Annotated in this window: 14 protein-coding genes; 8 read left to right on the plus strand and 6 right to left on the minus strand. The window is 65.1% G+C overall.

Features of this window, described 5'->3' with window-relative positions; translation table 11 throughout:
- Window positions 1-62: 62 nt before the first annotated feature.
- Window positions 63-2324 (minus strand): LPS-assembly protein LptD, encoded by a 2262-nt coding sequence (locus ABC969_RS00380; protein WP_345862260.1) that lies wholly within the window; start codon window positions 2322-2324, stop codon window positions 63-65.
- A gap of 158 nt (window positions 2325-2482) precedes the next feature.
- On the opposite strand from ABC969_RS00380, the gene ABC969_RS00385 reads away from it, so the two are divergent.
- The 4 genes from ABC969_RS00385 (at window position 2483) to ABC969_RS00400 (ending at window position 5414) form a co-directional block, all read left to right on the plus strand.
- Window positions 2483-3955, plus strand: a complete 1473-nt coding sequence (locus ABC969_RS00385; RefSeq protein WP_345862261.1) for a leucyl aminopeptidase — start codon at window positions 2483-2485, stop codon at window positions 3953-3955.
- Window positions 3956-4396 (plus strand): DNA polymerase III subunit chi, encoded by a 441-nt coding sequence (locus tag ABC969_RS00390; protein ID WP_345862262.1) that lies wholly within the window; start codon window positions 3956-3958, stop codon window positions 4394-4396.
- A gap of 75 nt (window positions 4397-4471) precedes the next feature.
- On the plus strand, window positions 4472-4894 hold the full coding sequence (gene ndk, locus ABC969_RS00395; RefSeq protein ID WP_345862263.1) for a nucleoside-diphosphate kinase: 423 nt from the start codon (window positions 4472-4474) through the stop codon (window positions 4892-4894).
- A 1-nt stretch (window position 4895) separates the two neighbouring features.
- Window positions 4896-5414: a GNAT family N-acetyltransferase gene (locus tag ABC969_RS00400; RefSeq protein ID WP_345862264.1), complete on the plus strand. Its 519-nt coding sequence runs from the start codon at window positions 4896-4898 to the stop codon at window positions 5412-5414.
- A gap of 50 nt (window positions 5415-5464) precedes the next feature.
- Here the strand turns inward: ABC969_RS00400 and ABC969_RS00405 are convergent, their stop codons facing one another.
- The 3 genes from ABC969_RS00405 to purM are packed head-to-tail and all read right to left on the minus strand — an operon-like array spanning window position 5465 to window position 7791.
- The gene (locus ABC969_RS00405) at window positions 5465-6097 is read right to left on the minus strand and encodes a hypothetical protein (protein WP_345862265.1); all 633 of its coding nucleotides are present in this window, start codon (window positions 6095-6097) and stop codon (window positions 5465-5467) included.
- The gene (gene purN, locus ABC969_RS00410; protein WP_345862266.1) at window positions 6094-6645 is read right to left on the minus strand and encodes a phosphoribosylglycinamide formyltransferase; all 552 of its coding nucleotides are present in this window, start codon (window positions 6643-6645) and stop codon (window positions 6094-6096) included. The genes ABC969_RS00405 and purN overlap by 4 nt, the downstream gene beginning before the upstream one ends.
- A 39-nt stretch (window positions 6646-6684) precedes the next feature.
- Window positions 6685-7791 (minus strand): phosphoribosylformylglycinamidine cyclo-ligase, encoded by a 1107-nt coding sequence (purM, locus tag ABC969_RS00415; RefSeq protein WP_345862267.1) that lies wholly within the window; start codon window positions 7789-7791, stop codon window positions 6685-6687.
- A gap of 60 nt (window positions 7792-7851) precedes the next feature.
- Between purM and ABC969_RS00420 the strand changes: the two genes are divergently transcribed.
- From ABC969_RS00420 to ABC969_RS00435, 4 genes are read left to right on the plus strand one after another with little or no spacing between them, the layout of a single operon-like run.
- Window positions 7852-9105, plus strand: coding sequence for a heavy-metal-associated domain-containing protein (locus tag ABC969_RS00420; protein WP_345862268.1), 1254 nt, complete (start codon window positions 7852-7854; stop codon window positions 9103-9105).
- The gene (locus ABC969_RS00425; RefSeq protein WP_345862269.1) at window positions 9102-9755 is read left to right on the plus strand and encodes an HdaA/DnaA family protein; all 654 of its coding nucleotides are present in this window, start codon (window positions 9102-9104) and stop codon (window positions 9753-9755) included. Before ABC969_RS00420 ends, ABC969_RS00425 begins: the two co-directional genes overlap by 4 nt.
- Window positions 9752-11932: an RNA degradosome polyphosphate kinase gene (locus tag ABC969_RS00430; protein ID WP_345862270.1), complete on the plus strand. Its 2181-nt coding sequence runs from the start codon at window positions 9752-9754 to the stop codon at window positions 11930-11932. Before ABC969_RS00425 ends, ABC969_RS00430 begins: the two co-directional genes overlap by 4 nt.
- An 8-nt stretch (window positions 11933-11940) precedes the next feature.
- Window positions 11941-13434, plus strand: a complete 1494-nt coding sequence (locus ABC969_RS00435; protein WP_345862271.1) for a Ppx/GppA phosphatase family protein — start codon at window positions 11941-11943, stop codon at window positions 13432-13434.
- 145 nt (window positions 13435-13579) lie between these two features.
- Here ABC969_RS00435 and ABC969_RS00440 read toward each other — a convergent pair whose 3' ends face one another.
- Together ABC969_RS00440 and rnd are read right to left on the minus strand one after the other, a co-directional pair.
- Entirely contained in the window at window positions 13580-13867 is a 288-nt protein-coding gene (locus ABC969_RS00440; protein ID WP_345862272.1) for an I78 family peptidase inhibitor, read from the minus strand.
- Window positions 13864-15039: a ribonuclease D gene (gene rnd, locus ABC969_RS00445; RefSeq protein WP_345863768.1), complete on the minus strand. Its 1176-nt coding sequence runs from the start codon at window positions 15037-15039 to the stop codon at window positions 13864-13866. Before rnd ends, ABC969_RS00440 begins: the two co-directional genes overlap by 4 nt.
- Window position 15040: the final 1 nt, after the last annotated feature.

Below are 15040 nucleotides of genomic sequence, written 5' to 3' on the forward strand. Positions count from 1 at the left end.
CATGAGAAGCGTCGTCGCGCCGATGCCAACCGGGCCATGAAGCGGAACAGGTGAACGGAAGCTTAGCGGCCCAGATTCTTGAAGGAAAGGCTCAACGAAAAGCCGTTGCCGCTGCGGGCGTCACCGGTGGTCTGATAGTCGTGGCGCCAAGTGAAGCCCAGTTTCAGGCAGTCATCTTCATAAGCCACGCCAAGCCGGTGGCGTACCGGATCAAACCCGTCCGACAGCGATTGGATATCCTCGCTGCGATCGGTGAGATCCACTACGGCGGAGCCGAACACCGACCAGAAGCGGGCAAACTGCACGCGCCCCGCTACCCGCGCTTCCTCGCGATCGGCAAGATCCTCGGCCGTACCGGTAATGTCGCGGTTGAGTCTCAGATAACCGAGCAAGGCATAGGTGCCGCGCGAGCCGATCGTCGCGTCGATCTCGTTGCGGCGAATGCCCAGGCCGTTTTTGTCGAGCCGGTAGCGATGCGTGAACGCGACGAAATCGCGCACGCGAATGTCCGTGCGGCCGACCACGTCCGAAAAGCGATCGGTGAGCCCCGTGCCATCCGGGAAGATCGCCGGCCGTGTCCCCAAGCGATAGCTCTGCCCGATATTCGTGGCGATCGCGATGCCTGGCAAATCTAGGGCCCAGTCCGCGCCGTAGGTAAACCGCGTGGCATCCTCGAACCGGTCATAGCCGGCGAAGCGATTGAGCGCGAACAGGTTCGAATCCTCAAGATCGATCGAACGCGCATCCTCGTTCGGGATATCGAGATTCTCGACCTTGGGGGAGGCAACCATCTGGACGCGCGGGGTCAGGCGCTGCGTGCCGCCGAACAGCGTGCCGATCAGCGGCCATTTCACGTCGACCGCCAATGCGCCGACCAGGCGACCTTGATACCCCTCGGTGCCGCGATAGCTCGCCACCGGCGTCAGCAGCGTATCGTTGGCGTGATACACATCGCCACGACCATAAGCGGTGAAGGTCACCTCTTGCCCGAAACGGGTGATCTTGCGCAGATCCCAGCGCGCGCTGGCGAAAGCACGCTGCGTATCCTGGCCCTCGGTGCGCGTCAGCGCGAGCGTGTTGACCTGCAGCTGGATCTTGCCGCCAAGCAATCCGTCATCGATCCGGCGGCGATAATCCAGCTCGGGAAAGGCGATCGGCTGCAAACCCTGCGGGTCGTTGACGCGCACGGTCTGAACCGCCCAGCCGGTCAGCGCGAAATAGCTGTTGGCGTCGATCCGCTCCAGGCTGGCGGTCGAGCGCAGACGATCATCGTAAGAAATATCATAGCGGCGCAGGAAGGTGCGATCGGTGGCCAGTCGCAGTGATGCGCTGGCGCTCCAGTGTTCATCGAACTGGAAACGCGCCACGCCGTCGATATAACCGCGAAAGGCGGTTTCGGTGCCGATCGGATTGGCGGTGTTGAGATCTTCGCTGCGGCGGCCATAAGTGGCGTAGCCGCGCAGCTTGAACGCGCCCTTGGCGCTCAGCGCGCTATAATCCGCCTGCAGCATCGGCAACACGCCGGTGAAGACATGCGGCGTGATGATCAGATTGCGGTTGGGCGCCAGGCTGAAGAAATAGGGCTGGGCATATTCGAAACCGTTGGTGCGATTATATTTGATGTCGGGCGTCAACAGCCCGTTGGCGCCACCGCTTTCACCCCCCACCGGATGCGAAAATGCTGGCAGCGGAAGGCTAGGCAAGCCGAACAACGTGATCTTCGCGCCACTGTAGAAAATGCGCCCCCGCTCAGGGCGATACACGACGCGCACCGCGCTGATCTTCCACGATGGCTCTTTCGGGCAGCCGGCCGAATTGGTCACCGTGCACGGGGTATAGGCGGCGTCGTCCAGCGTGATCGTTTCGTTGAGCGAGCGTGTGCCACGCCGGGCGGCAAGGCGACCACCCCGTTCCAGAACCACCAGCATGTTATCGACCATGCCGTCCTTGAGCGAATCGGTCAGTTCGATCGAATCGCCATAAGCGGTGTCGCCGCCGGGGTTGGTCACCGCGATCTGACCGGTGGCGGTCACCTTGCCTGTCTTGCGATTCCATACGACCTGATCGGCGCGCAAGCGATCGCCGCTGCGAAACATCCGCACGTCGCCCGTTGCCGTAACGATATCCTCCGCATTGTCATATTGCAGTTCGCCGGCGGAAAATTCGACCTCGTCGCCGCTTGCCGGCGGCGCTGTCGTGCTCGGCATGGTCTGCGCGGGCGGGGCCTCGACTGGGCGCGACTGGAGATCCTGTGCCTGCGCGGCGCCAGCAGCAAAGATCGCGAGCGGGAGCGCGCACGTGGAGAACAGATCGGAACGCTTCACGTTGGGAAACACACCCCCGGGCCCGCCGGGATGGCGCGCGATTGGCCGTCCTATCGCACCACCGCCGGCGCGCCGCAATGCGCGCATGGCTTTGCCAGCGCTTTGCGGACCGCCTAGAGGGTACGACTCGTATTCCCCAAGTTGCCTCAAGGATTGCCATGCAGATCGTATTCTCCGCCGCGCCCGTCGATGCCGGTGCCGCGCTTGCCTTGCCGATCGAGAAGGACGCGCTGAATCGCGCACCGCTCACCGGGCTGGACGAGGCGGGCAAGCGTGTGGCGATCGGTGCCGCGCAGGGCAGCCGCTTCGACGGCGAGGCCGGCGCGGTGGTGGAAACGTTCGTGGCCGCCGGAGAGTCGGTGCGGCGCGTGCTGCTGCTAGGGGTCGGCAATGGCGATGACGCATCTTGGGAGAAAGCGGGCGGCGCGCTTACGGCGAAGTTGCTGACATCGGGCGCTGCCAGCGTCACGGTCGATCTGGGCGGCGCGGGCGCAAGCGGACCGGCCGCGGCGCATTTCGCCGCGGCGGCGGCGCAACGCGCCTGGCGACATGACGTATACCGCACCCAACTGCCCGACAAAGCGAAGCCCACGCTGAACGAGATCGTCATCGTCAACGCACCCGAGGGCACGGACGCAGCGTGGAGCGACCAGCGCGCAGTGACCGCGGGAATGGAACTCACCCGGACGCTCGTCGCCGAACCCGCTAACATCATCTATCCTGAAACGTTTGTCGCCAAGGTGCTGGCCGAGATCGAAGGGCTGGGGCTCGAAGTCACCGTGCTCGACGAGGCCGCGATGGGCAAGCTCGGCATGGGCTCACTGCTGGGCGTGAGCCAAGGGTCCGCGCGCGAGGCGCGGCTGCTGGCGCTCAAATGGAGCGGCGCGGGGGAGGGCGATCCCGCCATCGCGCTGGTCGGCAAGGGCGTGACGTTCGATACGGGCGGCATCTCGATCAAGGGTGCGGCCGGGATGGAGGACATGAAGTGGGATATGGGCGGCGCGGGCGCGGTCGTGGGCGCGATGAAGGCGCTGGCCGGGCGGAAGGCCAAGGCCAACGTGATCGGCGTGTGTGGCCTCGTTGAGAACATGCCCGATGGCAACGCCATCCGCCCGGGCGATGTGCTGACCAGCATGTCGGGCCAGACCATCGAAGTGCTCAACACCGATGCCGAAGGGCGCCTCGTGCTGTGCGATTGCGTCACCTGGGTGCAGCGCACGCATCGCCCCAAGACGATCGTCGATCTGGCCACGCTGACCGGCGCGATGATTGTGGCCTTGGGCCATGAGCATGGCGGGCTGTTCGCCAATGACGATGCACTGGCCGACCAATTGCTCAAGGCGGGCCTCGCCACAGGCGACAAACTGTGGCGCTTCCCGCTCTCCGATGCCTATAACAAGCTGATCGATTCCCCGATCGCCGACGTGAAGAATGTCGGCCCGCGCGGCGCCGGATCGATCACGGCCGCGCAGTTCATCCAACGCTTCGTAGACCCGGGCGTAAAGTGGGCGCATCTCGATATCGCCGGCATGGTCTGGTCGGACAAGGCGGGGCCGAATTACGATAAGGGCGCGACTGGCTATGGCGTGCGGCTGCTCGACCGGTTCGTGGCGGCCAATTTCGAAAATTAAGTGCAGGTCGATTTCTATCATCTGACCACGACGCCGCTCGAGCGTGCTTTGCCGCAGATCGCGGAGAAAGTGCTGTCGAGCGGCGCACGGTTGCTGATCGTGGCCGAGAGCGCGACGCAGCGCGCGGCGCTCGATCGCCTGCTGTGGAGCTATGCACCCGAAAGCTTCCTGCCGCATGCCGAGGCAGGCGGCAGCAGCGATGCCGCGCAGCCGGTGCTGATCAGTAGTGAAGCGACGCCCGTTAATGGCGCCCAACGTATTGCGCTCGTTGACGGCGCGTGGCGCGAGGAGGCGCTCGGGTTCGAGCGCGCGTTTCACTTTTTCGATGGCGAGCGTATCCTGGAGGCACGCGCGGCGTGGAAAGCACTCGCGGCGCGCGACGGCGTAGAGCGGCGTTATTGGAAGCAGAACGATAACGGCCGCTGGGAGCAGGCGGCCTAACTTGCATCGCTCCGGTTGCGCGACTAGTTAGCCGCGACTTAACTTCATCCCCCCATCTCAAGGAGCTTCACGGTCATGGCCGCGAACCGCACGTTTTCGATTATCAAGCCCGACGCCACGCGTCGCAACATCACCGGCGCCGTCACCAAGATGCTCGAAGAAGCGGGCCTGCGCGTCATCGCTTCCAAGCGCATCCAGATGACCCGCGAGCAGGCCGAGGGCTTCTATGCGGTGCATAAGGAACGCCCGTTCTTCAACGACCTGGTGTCGTTCATGATCTCCGGGCCGGTGGTCGTGCAGGTGCTGGAAGGCGAGAACGCGATGCAGCGCAACCGCGACATCATGGGCGCGACCAACCCCGCAAACGCCGACGCCGGCACGATCCGCAAGGAGCTGGCCGAGTCGATCGAAGCCAACACCGTGCATGGTTCGGATTCGGACGAGAATGCCGAGATCGAGATCGCCTATTTCTTCAAGCCCGAAGAAATCGTCGGCTGATATGCAGTGGCGCGTGCGACAGGCGGGGGCCGACGATGCCGATCGCCTGTCGCTCGTCGCCAATGCATGTTTTCTCGATACCTATGCGCCGTCGCTCGACGGCGCGGACCTTGTCGCGCACTGCCTGAAGCATAACCGCGCCGAGACGTTCGCGCGCTGGACGCGCAATCCGGGTTCTGTAGTTACCCTGGCGGAGCTCGAACCGACGGGGTCACCTGTCGGTTACGCCGTGCTGACCACGCCCGACTTTCCCATCGCGGCGCAGCCCGGCGATATCGAGCTGCGCCGCATCTACACGCTACGCCAGACTTATGGCGCGGGCATCGGCGCGGCCTTGATCGCGCAGGCGTTCCAAGATGCCAGGCGGCTCGGCGGTAGAAGGATGCTGCTAGGCGTGTGGGACCAGAATTTTCGCGCGCACGCGTTTTACGAGCGGCACGGCTTCGTCGTGATTGGCTCGCGCCAGTTCACCGTCGGCAACGAGACGCACGACGATCCGATCTACGCGCGGGATTTGTAAGGGCGCTCCATCAGCCCGCCGTCATCCCCGGCTTGTCCGGGATGACGGGATTACTTCGCCGCCTTCGGCTTTTCCCGCGCCCAGATCGCTTCCAGCCGCGCGGCGGAAGCCGTCCGCTCCTTGAGTTTCAGTCCTTCGAGCTTGAACGCGCGGCCCCGCAGCACCCGGCCTTCGGTGTTCCACACCACGTCGTAGATCGCGGCATCGTGGCGCTCGACATCCGCGTCCCAATAACTGGCGGTGATGAGCACCGGGACGCGACCGCTCTGCGTGTCCGCCCCACCATCGGTGAGCTTCAGCACCGGTGCGGAAAGCCAACCTGCGTCGATTTGGGGATCCACATCCGTCTTGGCCGCCACGCCGAGCGCGGCGGGGAAGCGGATATCGATCGTCTGCACGTCATGGTCCGGATCGGACAGGGTCAGATCATCGCCGTCAACGGCCGCCTTGAGCATCACCAGCGTACGGACCTTGCGTTCGGTCGCCTGCTCGGCGCGCTTGGCCTGATCATCGGCGCGGCGATCGGACCAGTTCATCCACAGCCCGAGCGCGGCGATGATCATGCCGCACACGCCGACCAGTTCGGCCAGCGTCACCCAGCGGCGGCGCGTCGCCGCAGCCTCGGCGCGGTCGATCGCTTGCGCAGGCGTTTCGGCGGGGGGCGGGGGCGGTGCGTTGGTCATGCCGCGAAGGCTGCCAGGATCTGCGGGTAAAGGCGATGCTCTTCGGCCAGTACCCGCTCGGCCAGCGCGTCGGGCGTGTCGCCGGGCAGGATCGGCACTTGCGCCTGGCCAAGGATCTCGCCGCCATCCAGCTCCTCGGTTACGATGTGTACCGAGCAGCCGGCCACCGCATCGCCCGCAGCAATCGCGCGCGCGTGCGTATCGAGGCCCTTATACTTGGGGAGCAGGGACGGGTGGATGTTTAAGATCTGCCCGCGCCAATTGGCGACGAAGTCGTCGGACAGCAGCCGCATATAGCCGGCGAGCGCGATGACCTCGACCCCTGCGGCGCGCAGTGTGTGGTCGATCGCGGCTTCGTATTGCGCTTTGGGCATGCCCTTGGGCGATTGCGCGAAGGTGGCGATGCCGTGCGTGGCGGCCCAGGCCAGACCGGGGGCGTCCGGCTTGTCCGAGGCGACGAGCGCGATCTCGTAGGCGGTGCCAGCCGCGGCGGCGAGCGCCATCATGTTGGAGCCTCGGCCGGAGATGAGGATGCCGACCCGCTTCACTGCTTCCTTCCCCACACGCGGGAGAGGGATTGCGCGCGCTCAGCCATGGTGCGTGGCGGTCCAATCGGCGCGGGCACCCCAGGTTTCGGTTGAGCCGGTGACGGTGCAGCCCTTGTCGCCCGCCTCGAGTGCCCCGATCGCGAACACTGTTTCGCCTGCCGCCTCGAGCGCCGTGGTGATGCCTGCGGCCGCTTCCGCCGCGACCACTACTGCCATGCCGATCCCGCAATTGAACGTCCGCGCCATTTCCTCAGGCTCGATCGCGCCCTGCGCCTGCAGGAACGCCATCAGCCGCGGCTGCGGCCAGGCATCGGCATCGATCCGCGCATGCACGCCATCGGGCAGTACGCGCGGGACATTCTCCAGCAACCCGCCGCCGGTGATATGCGCCAGGCCCTTGATGCGCTGTTCAGCGAGCAGCGGGAGCAGGCTTTTGACGTAGATCCGCGTTGGCGCCATCAGCGCATCGATCAGCCGCACGTTATGATCGAACAAGGATGGGCGATCGAGCTTCCAGCCCTTGTCGGTCGCCAGCCGGCGGACCAGCGAGAAGCCATTGGAATGCACGCCCGACGAGGCCAGGCCCAAGATCATATCGCCCGGTGCGATTTCGCGCCCGGTCAACACGCGGTCACGCTCCACCGCGCCGACGCAGAAGCCGGCGAGATCGTAATCGCCCGGCGCGTACATACCCGGCATCTCCGCGGTTTCGCCGCCGATCAGTGCGCAGCCGGCTTGCAGGCAGCCCTCGGCGATCGACGCGATGACACGTTCAGCCACTGCCGAATCGAGCTTGGCCGTGGCGTAGTAATCGAGGAAGAACAGCGGTTCGGCGCCCTGCACGATCAGATCGTTGGCGCACATCGCGACCAGATCGATGCCCACCCCGTCGTGCGCGTCGTGCTCGATGGCCAGTTTCAACTTGGTGCCGACGCCGTCATTGGCGGCGACCAGCAGCGGATCGACGAACCCCGCCGCCTTGAGATCGAAGAACCCGCCGAACCCACCGAGATCGGCATCGGCGCCTTTGCGACGGGTCGATTTGGCCAGCGGGCCGATCGCGCGGACGAGCGCGTTGCCGGCGGCGATCGAGACGCCCGCCTGGGCATAAGTGTAGGGACTATTCTGTCGGGGAGTATCGCTCATATGCCGCCCCTAGCCATATCGCGCTTGGATTTCCACGTCTGCTTCGCCACAAGGGCCGCGATGTTCGCCAAAACCTCCACGTCGCGCCGCAAAATCGCGCTCGCCATGCTCCTCGCGACCGGCAGCGGCGTCGTGCTGGCGCAAGACGATAATGGCCCGCAAGGCCTGTCGATGAGCGATGCATCGGGCAGCTATGAGGTCAGCGGTGTCGAGGTCGACGTTACCGGCAAAAGCGCAGTGGCGGCGCGCGAAGCCGGCTGGCGGCTGGCGCAGCGCAAGGGCTGGGCGATGCTCTCCAAGCAGCTGGGCGGGGGGAGTAGCGGGCTTTCCGATGGCACGTTGGATGCGATGGTATCGGGCATCGTCGTAGAAAACGAACAGATCGGGCCCAACCGTTATGTTGCCAAATTGGGAGTACTGTTCAATCGCGGGCGGGCTGGTTCGTTGCTCGGCGTGGCCGGGCAGTCGTTGCGCTCACCGGCAATGCTGGTGCTGCCGCTGCAATATTCGGGCGGCACCGGGCAGATCTTTGAACAACGCACGGACTGGGCCGAGGCGTGGACGCGCTATCGCACCGGCAACAGCGTGGTCGATTATGTCCGCCCGGCGGGATCCGGGCCGGATGCCTTGCTGCTCAATCTCGGGCAGACCGGGCGGCCCGGGCGGCATTGGTGGCGCACGATCCTCGATCAATATGGCGCGCTGGACGTGCTGGTGCCCGCGGTGCGGCTGTATCGCCAATGGCCTGGCGGGCCAGTGATCGGCGCGTTCGAGGCACGGCATGGCCCTGATAACCGCCTGGTGACGAAGTTCAGCTTGCGCGTGAACACCGGGGACGGGCTGCGCGCGCTGCTCGATGCCGGGGTCAAGCGCATCGACGAAGCGTATCAGGCGGCGTTGCGCGGCGGCATGCTATCAACCGATGCCGGACTGTCCTACGTACCGCCGCCACCGCCGGGCACCGTCGTCGCGCCATCCGAGGACGACGCACCGATCGATCAGGCCATCACGACACCCGGCGCCGCGATGATGACGATCAACATCCAGTTCGACACGCCGGGCGTGGCCGCAGTCACGTCCGGCGAAGCGGCCTTGCGCGTCGTTCCCGGCGTGCGCTCGGCCATGACCAGCAGCTTGGCGCTGGGCGGCGTTTCCGTCATGCGCGTCGGCTTCGAGGGCGATCCTGCGGCGTTGCAGGCAGCGCTCGAGGCACGCGGCTGGATCGTGCAGGGGGCAGGGACGACGCTCAGGATCCGCCGCCCGCTGGCGCCACCGACGGCATCGCCCCCCGCGGATAATGCGACCGGCGGATGAGAGTTGCCCCCACAGGCGGGCAGATCGGGCTGCCGTTCGAATGGCCGGCCGACCCCCGCGATGATGAATTCCTGGTAAGCGATTCGAACCGCCGGGCGGTCCAGTTGCTCGAACATTGGGCCTCTTGGCCGGTGATGACCGTGGTGCTGACAGGGCCACGCAAATCCGGCCGCAGCCTGCTCGCCAGGATTTTCGCCGCCAAAAGCGGCGGCACGATCATCGACGATGCCGAGCGCCAGCCCGAAGCGATGCTGTTTCATGCCTGGAACCGCGCGCAGGAAGAGCGCCATCCGCTTGTCATCATTGCCGATCATGCCCCGCCCGAATGGTCCGCCAAACTTCCCGATCTGCGCTCACGCCTGGCCGCCAGCCCGGTCGCGCAGATCGGCGCGCCTGATGACGCGTTGATGCAGGCATTGTTCGAGCGCCTGTTTCTCAAGCGCGGCCTGGATGCGCGGCCGGATCTGATCCAGTGGCTGCTGACGCGCGTCGAGCGTAGTCACATCGCGCTGATCCGCGCGGTCGACGTGCTTGATCAGGAAGTGCTCGAACGGCGCAAACGCTTGTCGATCGCGCTGGCAAAGGCCACATTGAGCGAGGCGAGCCTGATCGTCGATCCCGCGCCCACATTGCCATTCGAGGTTCCATGACCCGACCCGTCCTTATCGCGCGCCTAGCGGAGGCCGAAGACGATGACGATCAGTTCGCCGCCGAAGACGGCAGCGAGCGCTATTTCAATCGCGAGCTATCCTGGCTGGCGTTCAACCGCCGCGTGTTGGAGGAGGCCTGCAACACGGCGCATCCCTTGCTCGAACGCGTCCGCTTTCTGTCGATCTCGGGTTCAAATCTCGATGAATTCTTCATGGTGCGCGTTGCTGGCCTGAAGGGCCAGTTGGTGCAGGACGTCGATCGGCGGTCGGCCGACGGCATGACCTCCGGGCAACAGCTTGCTGCCATCGTCGCCGAGGCGGACGAACTGATCGAGAGCCAGCGTTCCGTGTGGCGCGATCTTCGCCGGCAGCTGAGTGATACCGGGATCGACATTCTCGGGTCGCGCACGATTGACGATTTCCTCAGCGAAGAAGAGGTCGACTGGCTGCAGAACCAGTTTCTCGAACAAATATTTCCAATTCTGACTCCGCAGGCGCTCGATCCGGCGCACCCATTCCCGTTCATGTCGAACAAGGGACTGGCGGTGATGTTCGATCTCGTTCGCCTGTCCGATCAGGCGCCGATTCGCGAATTGATCATGCTGCCGAGCCAGATGCCGCGTTTCGTGCGCGTGCCGGGCGAGCGGGCGCGGTACGTAGCGGTCGAATCGCTGGTCAAGCGCTTCGCGCCCTTGATCTTCCCGGGGTACGAAGTGTTCGGCGGCGCAGAATTCCGCGTGTTGCGCGATAGCGATCTGGAGATCGACGACGAAGCGGAGGATCTGGTTCGGTACTTTGCCAATGCGATCAAGCGGCGGCGGCGCGGGCGCGTGATCCGGCTGGAGCTCGAAAGCGGCATGCCGCCGGCGCTCGGCGAAGCGTTACGGGAAGAGTTGGGTGGGCACGCCTTCGTTACCGAAAGCGGCGCGTTTCTCGGGGTTGGCGATCTCGAAGCGATCGTCGATGAGGATCGGCCTGACCTGAAATTCACGGCCTTTTCCCCGCGCTTTCCCGAGCGCATTCGCGAATTCGGCGGCGATTGCTTTGCCGCGATCAGGGCCAAGGACATCGTCGTACACCATCCGTACGAGACGTTCGATGTGGTGCTCGCCTTTCTCAAACAGGCGGCGGCCGACCCCGATGTGGTGGCGATCAAGCAGACCTTGTATCGCGCTGGCAAGCAGCCGGCGGTGATCAACGCGCTGATCGCAGCGGCCGAAGCGGGCAAGTCCGTCACTGCCGTGGTCGAGCTTAAGGCGCGGTTCGACGAAGAACAGAATATCATCTGGGCCAGCGCGCTGGAGCGGGCCGGCGTGCAGGTCGTGTACGGCTTCATGGAGTGGAAGACGCACGCCAAGATCTCCATGGTGGTGCGCCGCGAGGCCGGGCAATATCGCACCTACTGCCATTTCGGCACGGGCAATTATCACCCGATCACCGCCAAGATCTACACCGATCTGAGCTTCTTCACCGCCGATCCGCGCATCGGGCAGGATGCCGCGCAGATGTTTAATTACATCACCGGCTATGTCGAGCCGGACGGTATGGCATTGGTCAGCCTCAGCCCACGCGACCTCAGGCCCAAACTGGTCGATCTGGTCGACGGCGAGATCGCCAATGCCAAGGCGGGCAAGCCGGCGGCAATCTGGGCCAAGATGAACTCGCTGGTCGATCCGGCGATGATCGAGAAATTGTACGAGGCCAGTGCGGCGGGCGTGGAGATCGATCTGATCATCCGCGGCATCTGCTGCCTGCGTCCCGGCGTGCCTGGCCTATCCGAGCATATTCGGGTCAAATCGGTGATCGGCCGGTTCCTTGAACACAGCCGCATCTGGGCATTTGGCAACGGCAAGGCATTGCCTAATGACGATGCCCAACTGTTTATCTCCTCCGCTGACTGGATGCCGCGCAATCTCGATCGGCGTGTCGAATATATGCTGCCGATTCTCAACCCGACCGTGCATGATCAGATCCTCGATCAGGTCATGGTGGCCAATCTGATCGACAACGAGCAGAGCTGGGATCTGAAAGCGGATGGCTCGTACGTACGTGAGACTCCCGGCCAGCGGCCGTTCAACCTGCATCGCTATTTCATGACCAATCCGTCACTGTCCGGGCGGGGCGCTGCGCTCAAAGGAAAATCGGTGCCCAAATTGTCGCTGCGGCGCGGACGCTGACCCTGGACATGGCCACCTTGTTTCGTAAATCGCGTACCGAACTCTCCAGCGAGCCCCGCACCGGGATCATCGACATCGGCTCCAATTCGATCCGCTTGGTCGTTTATCAGGGGCCGGAGCGGGTGCCCGCCGTGCTGTTCAACGAAAAGGTCATGGCCGGGCTCGGGCGGGGTCTCGCACAGGATGGCGCGATCTCGCAGACGGCGCTGGATCTGGCCGAACAGGCGCTGGCGCGCTTTGCGGCGGTGGCACGCGAGATGGACGTTACGCGGCTGCGGACCGTGGCCACGGCCGCGGTTCGCGATGCGTCGAACGGCGCTGCGCTACTCGAAACGGTGCGACGGCTGGGGCTCGACGTCGAAACCTTGTCCGGCGAGCAGGAGGCGATGGCCGCCGGGCACGGTGTGCTCTCCGGCATCCCGGAAGCCGAGGGCATCGTCGGCGATTTGGGCGGGGGCAGCCTGGAACTGATCCGAGTCGAGCGCGGCGAACTCGGCGAACGTGTGTCGTTTCCGTTGGGCGTGCTGCGCATCGGTGCTGTGCGTGCAAAAGGACCGGGGGCACTTGAGCGCCAGGTTCACGGAGCGCTCAGCGACGCCGGCTGGCTGGGCCGGGGCGCCGGTCTGCCGCTCTATCTGGTCGGCGGATCCTGGCGTGCGCTGGGGCGCCTCGACATGCACCTGACGAGTTATCCGCTGCCGGTGATCCACCAATATGCCATGCCGGCTGAAGCTATTGCACGCATGGGCCGGACGATTGCGCACGTTAACAAGCAATGGCTGCGCGCAGTGCCGGGCCTGTCGTCGGGTCGTGCTTCGACGCTTGGCGATAGCGCGGCGTTGCTGAAGGCTTTGCTCAAGCATATCGGCTGCGATCGCACCGTCGTTTCGGCCTTCGGCCTGCGCGAGGGGCTGTTGTACGGCGCACTCGACGCGGCGACGCAGAACGAGGATCCCCTGATCGTCGCCACGCGTGACGAGGGCCGGCGGCACGGGCGTTTTCCCGAACATGGCGATCTGCTGGATCGGTGGATCGCGCCGCTGTTTGGTAGCGATGACAGCGAGATGGCGCGGTTGCGCCATGCGGCGTGCCAACTCGCCGATGTCGGCTGGCGCGCCAACCCCGAGTTTCGCGCCGAGCGTGGCGTGGAGATCGCCTTGCACGGCAACTGGGTGGCGATCGACGCTCGCGGGCGGGCGCTGATGGCGCAGGCCTTGTTCACCAGCCTGGGCGGCGGGACCAACACGCCCGCGCCGCTGGCGATGCTGGCCCCGGCCGAGGATCTGAAATGCGCGGTAACCTGGGGGCTGGCGATGCGCCTGGGCCAAAGGCTCAGCGGCGGCTTGGCCGGCCCATTGCAGCGCTCGCGACTGAGCCAGGATGCGGTGGCGGTGACGTTGCACCTCGCCGCGGCGGACCGTGCGCTGTACGGCGACGCGGTCGAGCGGCGGCATACCGCGCTCGGCAATGGCGTGGGGCGGACGGCAGTGGTGGCGAGCTGACCCAACCCCCGCCGTCATCCCGGACTTGGTCCGGGATCCACTGCACCGGCCTGGCTGGCGCTTCGGCTTCCCCGGTGATGGCCAAGCCGCGTGTTGAATCCCGGACCAAGTCCGGGATGGTGGGATTAGGGCGAAGGCAGGAAAATCACCCGCAGGTGATGCGTTCGGCTTCACCCTTCAGCCCGACCCACACGTTCACGCGGGCGTCGCTATATTCCATCGTCACGCGCATTTCCGGCGTGATGCGACGTGCCGTAGCTGCGCCAGAGATGCGCTGCACCTCACCCAGCAGCGCCGGCGTCGCCTGCTGACCAACGAAGCGCTGCACCGGCGCTGCCTGGCACACGCCGATGGGCGCGGGGAGCGGGGCGGGATGGTGCTGCGCGCAGCCAGCGAACAATACCAGGGCGGGAGCAACGATCCCCAACTTCATGCCACATCCTCCGTACGCGTCATCTTGAGCTTGCCGCCGACCACGGCGAAGGCCAGCCGCCCCTCGACCAGATCGAGCGCATCACGCCCGAACTGTTCGAAGCGCCAGCCCTGCAGGATCGAAAGATTGTCGCGCGTGCCCGCCGCCAGTGCTTCCAGATCCTCGCTCCGCGCGAGCAAGCGCGCGGCGACGTCGATTTCCTTGGAGCGGATCTTGAGCAGGAGCTTGAGCAGATCGGCGACCAAGGCGCCATCCTTGCCCAGCCCCGGCTTGCGATCGTCGCGCTGCGGCATTTCGTCCGCATCCATCGGCACCGCCGCGTCCAGCGCCGCCATCATGCGCGCGCCGATATCGTTATTGGCCCAGGCCGGGGAGAGCCCGCGCACCTTGGCCAGATCGCCCTGCTTGCGCGGCGGGTGCCCGGCGATATCGGCGATCGTCTCGTCCTTGACGATGCGGCCGCGGGGCAGATCCTTCTGCCGCGCTTCCAGCTCGCGCCAGCGCGCCAGCGCTTTCAGCCGACCAAGCAGATCGGGCTTGCGGCCGGGCACCTTGATGCGCTTCCACGCCTCTTCGGGATCGTTGGCGTAATTGGCGGGATCGCCGATCCGCTCCATTTCCTGATCGAGCCACGCGCCACGCCCCGTCTTGCGCAGCCGGCCAAGCATCTTGGGGAAAATCTCTGCCAGATGCGTCACGTCACCGATGGCATATTCAATCTGGCGGGCATCGAGCGGCCGGCGGCTCCAATCGGTGAAGCGCGCGCCCTTATCGACGACGATGCCGAGATAGGCGTCGACCAGGTTGGAATAACCGATCTGCTCGCCTTGCCCCAGCGCCATCGCCGCAACCTGCGTGTCGAACAGCGGGTAGGGCGTCTTGCCCGTGAGATTGTAGATGATTTCCAAATCCTGCCCGCCGGCGTGGAATACCTTCAGCACCTCGTCATTCTCGGTCATCAGATCGAGCAAGGGCTTCATGTCGAGCCCCGGCGCCATCGGATCGATCGCCGCCGCCTCGTTCACATCGGCGATCTGGATCAGGCAGAGTTCCGGCCAGAACGTGTTCTCGCGCATGAATTCGGTATCGACGCAGACAAAGTCGGCTTGGGCGAGACGGGCGCACAGATTGGCGAGAGTCGCACTGTCGGTGATGAGCGGATGGATATGCATG

It is taken from the genome of Sphingomonas qilianensis (assembly GCF_039614825.1).
Taxonomy (GTDB): Bacteria; Pseudomonadota; Alphaproteobacteria; order Sphingomonadales; family Sphingomonadaceae; genus Sphingomonas; species Sphingomonas qilianensis.